The 4857-nt window shown below is 73.8% G+C and carries 5 protein-coding genes and 1 pseudogene; 1 reads left to right on the top strand and 5 read right to left on the bottom strand.

What is annotated here, in order from left to right; translation table 11 throughout:
• From MR1_RS18510 to MR1_RS18490, 5 genes and pseudogenes are all read right to left on the bottom strand, one after another.
• A pseudogene (locus MR1_RS18510) lies at nt 1-765 on the bottom strand (hypothetical protein); the annotation flags it as partial.
• A gap of 109 nt (nt 766-874) precedes the next feature.
• The gene (locus MR1_RS18505; protein WP_157518385.1) at nt 875-1282 is read right to left on the bottom strand and encodes a PIN domain-containing protein; all 408 of its coding nucleotides are present in this window, start codon (nt 1280-1282) and stop codon (nt 875-877) included.
• Nucleotides 1279-1557 (bottom strand): AbrB/MazE/SpoVT family DNA-binding domain-containing protein, encoded by a 279-nt coding sequence (locus MR1_RS18500; RefSeq protein WP_067250582.1) that lies wholly within the window; start codon nt 1555-1557, stop codon nt 1279-1281. Before MR1_RS18500 ends, MR1_RS18505 begins: the two co-directional genes overlap by 4 nt.
• A 170-nt stretch (nt 1558-1727) precedes the next feature.
• Complete coding sequence (locus MR1_RS18495) at nt 1728-2387, bottom strand: response regulator (protein ID WP_067250579.1); 660 nt, start codon at nt 2385-2387, stop codon at nt 1728-1730.
• Between the two features lie 44 nt (nt 2388-2431).
• Complete coding sequence (locus MR1_RS18490) at nt 2432-3706, bottom strand: sensor histidine kinase (RefSeq protein ID WP_067250573.1); 1275 nt, start codon at nt 3704-3706, stop codon at nt 2432-2434.
• Nucleotides 3707-3797: 91 nt separating this feature from the next.
• On the opposite strand from MR1_RS18490, the gene MR1_RS18485 reads away from it, so the two are divergent.
• The coding region (locus tag MR1_RS18485) for an MFS transporter (protein WP_067250571.1) at nt 3798-4857 on the top strand (1060 nt) is incomplete at its 3' end.

The raw sequence follows: 4857 nt of genomic DNA, 5'->3' as shown, positions 1-4857 counted from the left end.
CTCGGGCAGCAGCGACAGCGCGACGGCTCCGGGAAGGAGCACCGCTGCCGCCCACGGGCGCCGACGCGGGGCGGCCAGGAGCGCCGCGACCGCCGCGGCACCGCTCCCGATCACCGCGGCGACCGGGCCCCACAGCGGATCGGCGACCGAGGCGCGTCCGACGTTCGCGAGGGCGAGGAGGACCAGCAGGAGCATCGGGAGCAGGAGGAGGGCGCTGCGCGCGGCGACCGCCGGATCCCCGGGCTCCTCCGTGACCCGGCCGGACGCGCGTACGGCGAACGCGACCACGGCCGCCTGGAGGACGAGGACCGCGTACGCGGCGGCGTCGTCCCGCCACACCGCGCCGAAACTTCCCAGAGCGGCATGCACCGTCGTGGCGACCGCGATGCCGAGGAGGACGCTCGGGATCAGCCGGCGCCCGAGGGCCCCGGCCGCCAGGCACAGTGCGGCGACCGCGAGGGCGACGCCCAGGGAGCTGCCGTAGAGCTGCACGTCCCCGCCGCCCGGGACGATCTGCACCCCGATGCGGACGACGAGCGCGGCGACGAGGAGCCCCGCCGCGAGCCGGGGCGCGGGACCGCGGACGACGGCGAGCAGCACGAGCGGCGCCGCCATCACCGCCAGGGCGTAGGCGCCCATGATCTCCGGCGGCGTCTCCGCCGCCCGGCCGAACAGGGTGATGAGCGAGGGCGTCCACACCCGCCAGAGGTCGGTGAGGAGCCAGGCCGCGGCGAGGCCGATCGTGCTGAGCGACGTCCTTGTCATGCCGCCGATTCTGGCCCGCCCCGCCGGCCGGGTCCAGAGGGCCGACGGCCGGTGCTCGGTGACGCGTGCGCCTTCCGGCGCCCGGCCAGGCGAGGCCGGGACGGTGCGGCTAGGAGCCGATCAGTCGCCACCCCATGCTCTGAGCCGCTCCCCGGTCGAACGTCACCGCCTCGATCGCGCCGAACTGCTGGAAGGTCGTCTGGATGAGGGCGTCCGCGAGGTCGGCGCCGTCCCCGGCGAGGTCGAGTGCCCGGACGACGCCCTCTCCGTCCTCGAACTCGAAGACCTCGATCTCGACCAACCGCCGGATCGCGGTGAGGCAGTCGCTGCGGGGGATGCGGTACGCGCGACGCAACACCCAGTACAGCTCGGCCAGCGTCACCGTGGTGACGAAGCCGGGTCTCTCCGCCGTCAACGACTCGATCACCTCGGCGGCCGCCTCGAACTGCCGTTCGTCGTCGCGGACCAGATATCGGACGATCACGTTCGTGTCGAGCCCGACGAGGCCGTCGATCATGCCGATCCGGTCCACGCCGCCAGACCCCGCAACCCGCTCGCCGACCCCTCGTCCGAGATCGCCGCGTTCATCTCCTCGACGGAGACGGTGCTCCGCCCGCTGGCGTGCAGGACGCCGGCGAGCTCTTTGACGCTCCGATTGCGGGGGACCAGTGCCACCCGCCCCCCCGGCAACGGGGCGAAGAGGACCCGGTCGCCCGGCGCGAGCCCCAGCCCGTCGCGGATCGCCTTGGGAATGGTGATCTGCCCCTTGCTCGTCATCGTTGCCACCGCCATGACACTCCCTTCCCTCCGACGATCGTACAGATCGTCAGAGAGAACATCCACAGGTAAGGGGATCGGTGTTCCTCCTTACACCGCTGGGCGACGCCGACGTGGCTTCGCCCTCCCGGTGCCCGGTACCCGGTACCCGGTGCCGGGTGACGCGTGCGCCTTCCGGCACCCGGTCAGGCGAGGCCGAGACGGTGCGCGATGACCACGGCCTGCACGCGGTCGCGGGCGCCGAGCTTCTGCAGGATCCGGGAGACGTGGGTCTTCACGGTGGCCTCGCCGATGAAGAGCTCGGCGGCGATCTCCGCGTTGCTCCAGGCCTCGGCGACCAGCCGCAGCACGTCGGCCTCGCGGTCGGTCAGCGGGTCGGCGATCGTCGCCGCGGGCAGCGCCGGCGTCGGATTCGTGCCCGGGGCCGCGTACGGGGGGAGCGCAGGCTCTGCCGAGCTCCCGGCGAAGCGGCGGAGCACCCGCCGGGTCACCTCCGGGGCGAGCATGCCGTCCCCCGCCGCCAGGGCGCGGACGGCGGCCAGCAGCTCCTCGGGCCCGGCGTTCTTCAGGAGGAAACCGCTCGCACCGGCCTCCAGCGCCGTGAAGAGGTAGTCGTCGCGGTCGAAGGTCGTCACGATGGCGATCGCGGCGCGGATCTCGGGATCCGCGACGATGCGTCGGGTCGCCTCCAGCCCGTCCATGTCGGGCATCTGCACGTCCATGCAGATCACGTCGGGTCGCAGCGCCGAGGCCTGCGCGACCGCCTCGGCCCCCGTCGACGCCTCGCCGACCACGGTGATGTCCGGCTGCAGATCCAGAATGGTGCGGAAGCCCGCGCGGAGCATCGCGTGGTCGTCCACGAGCAGGACGCGGGTGGGGGCGGGATCGGTCACGAGGCGTCTCCGGTCATCGCGGCGGTCGGGGCGGACACGGACAGGGGCACGGTCGCGCGGACCCGGAAGCCCCCGTTCGTCCGGGGCGTGAGCTCGATCGAGCCGCCCGAGGCCAGGGCGCGCTCGCGCATGCCGAGCTGGCCGAGGCCGGGGCGCAGGCCCGTCACCACGCGGCCCGTGTTGACGACCTCGAGCTCCACGGCGGTCCCCGTGTAGCGGATCCGCACGTCGGCGCGCGCATCCGGCCCCGCATGGCGTCGGGCGTTCGTGAGGGACTCCTGGGCGATGCGGTAGAGGTTGACCGCGGTGACGGACGGCACGGGCGCCGGCTCGCCGATCACCGAGTAGTCGGTGGGAAGCCCCGATCCGGTCGAGCGGGCCGCGAGGTCGGCGATGTCGTCGAGCGTCACCGTGGACGGCGGCTCATCCGTGTCCCCGGGCGCACGCAGCGTCTCCAGGAGCTGGCGGAAGTCGCGGATCGCGTCCCGCGCCGAGGACTCGATCCCGCCCAGGATCCGCCGTGCCCGTGCGGGGTCCTGATCGATCACCATCCGGGCCGCCCCCGCCTGCACGCCCATGACCGACACGTGGTGGGCGACGACGTCGTGCAGCTCGCGGGCGATCCGGACCCGGTCCAGGGCCACCGCCTGGGCCGCCGTGACCTCTCGCTCGCGCTCCAGCTCCCTGGTGCGCTGTTCCAGCGCGGCGCGCTGGGCGGCCGCCGACCAGGAGCGCTCGCCGAAGTAGTAGGCGCCGCCGAAGTACAGCGCGTTGAGCAGGATCTGCAGCATCATGAACGCCAGGTACGGGGAGAGGAACCCGGCGACGACCTCCGCCTCCTCCGCCTGCGTGATGGCGTCCCGATACATGACGATGAGCAGCCACACGGCCATCCCGAAGATGATCGTCGCGCGCACGAGGAAGGCCGCCCGGCGGGCGTTCATCCACGCTCCGACCGTGTAGATGGCGATGAACATCGCGATGTTGCCGACGTAGACCTCGGGGACGCGGAAGGTCACCGCGACGAAGTACGCGACGGACACGATCACGGCCACGGCGGCGGGCCAGCGGCGGCGGACGGCGAGCGGCGCGGTGATCGCGAGGACGTACGGCAGAGCGGTCCACGGCTCGCCCTGTTCGTCGCCGTACACCTGCGCGATGGTCGACAGGCCGGCGCTGATGATCCCGCCCACGAACATGATCCCGGCGAGCAGGATGTCGCCGCGGAGTTCGCGCTCCGTGGGGGTGCGGGTGAAGCCGGCCTCGACCATCCCTCCACCGTAGGACGCCGCGCCCGCACCGGCATCCCCCGCGCGACGGACCCGAGGACGCGCCGCCGCGTCCGGGATGACAGGATCGAGTGTGACCCTCTCCCCGCCCCGACTCGCGCCCCTGTACCTCGCCGGCTTCACGACCGCGTTCGGTGCCCACGGGATCGCCGCCGCGCTCGGGGCGGAGACCGAGGAGATCGGATGGACTCTGCTCGCGTTCGGTCTCACGCTCGCGCTCTACGATCTCGCCGAGGTCCTCCTGAAACCGCTGTTCGGGGCTCTCAGCGACCGGATCGGTGTGCGCCCGGTCATCGTCGGCGGTCTCCTCGCCTTCGCCGCCTTCTCGGTGCTGGGGGCGCTCGTGCCCGGGACGATCGGGCTCGTCGTCGCCCGCTTCGGACAGGGTGCCGCCGCCTCGGCCTTCTCCCCGGCGTCCTCGGCGGCCGTGGCCCGGCTGGTCGACGACGCCTCCCGCGGGCGCTCCTTCGGGCGGTACGGCTCCTGGAAGAGCCTCGGCTACGCCCTCGGCCCGCTTCTCGGCGCCGTGCTGGTGATGTGGGCGGGGCTGCCGGCGCTGTTCTGGGCGCTCGCGGCGCTCGGTGTCCTCGCAGCCGCGTGGGTGGCGCTGCTCATCCCGGCGGTGCCGGTGCTCCCTCGCAAGCGGGTCACCCTCGTCGACCTCGGCCGAGAGCTGCGAGACCCGGGCTTCCTCGTGCCGACGCTGGTCCTGGCGGCGACCACCGGCGGGCTCGCGGTCGCGGTCGGGTTCCTCCCGCTCCTGGCCCGCGGCCTCGGGATCGACACGTTCGGGAGCATGGCGCTGGTCACCGTGCTCGCCGTCGTCAGCAGCGTCGTCCAGCCGCTGGTCGGGTCGCTCCACGACCGCGGGCGCGTCTCGGTGCGCGGCGGTGCCGTGGGCGGGCTCGGGCTGCTCGCCGTCGGGATCGCGGCGGGCGGGGTGTGGCCGTCCGTGCCGACGCTGATCCTCGCCGCGCTGCTGGTCGGCGCCGGGGTCGGGCTGGCGACGCCCCTGGCGTTCTCGCACCTGGCGGCGTCCACTCCGCCCGAGCGGATGGGGCGGACGATGGGATCGGCGGAGCTGGGGCGCGAGCTCGGGGACGCGGGCGGGCCGCTGGTCGCCGGCGCCGTGG

The sequence above is a fragment of the Microbacterium resistens NBRC 103078 genome, assembly GCF_001552355.1.
Classification (GTDB): domain Bacteria; phylum Actinomycetota; class Actinomycetes; order Actinomycetales; family Microbacteriaceae; genus Microbacterium; species Microbacterium resistens.
This window is presented reverse-complemented; position numbering and strand designations above follow the sequence as displayed.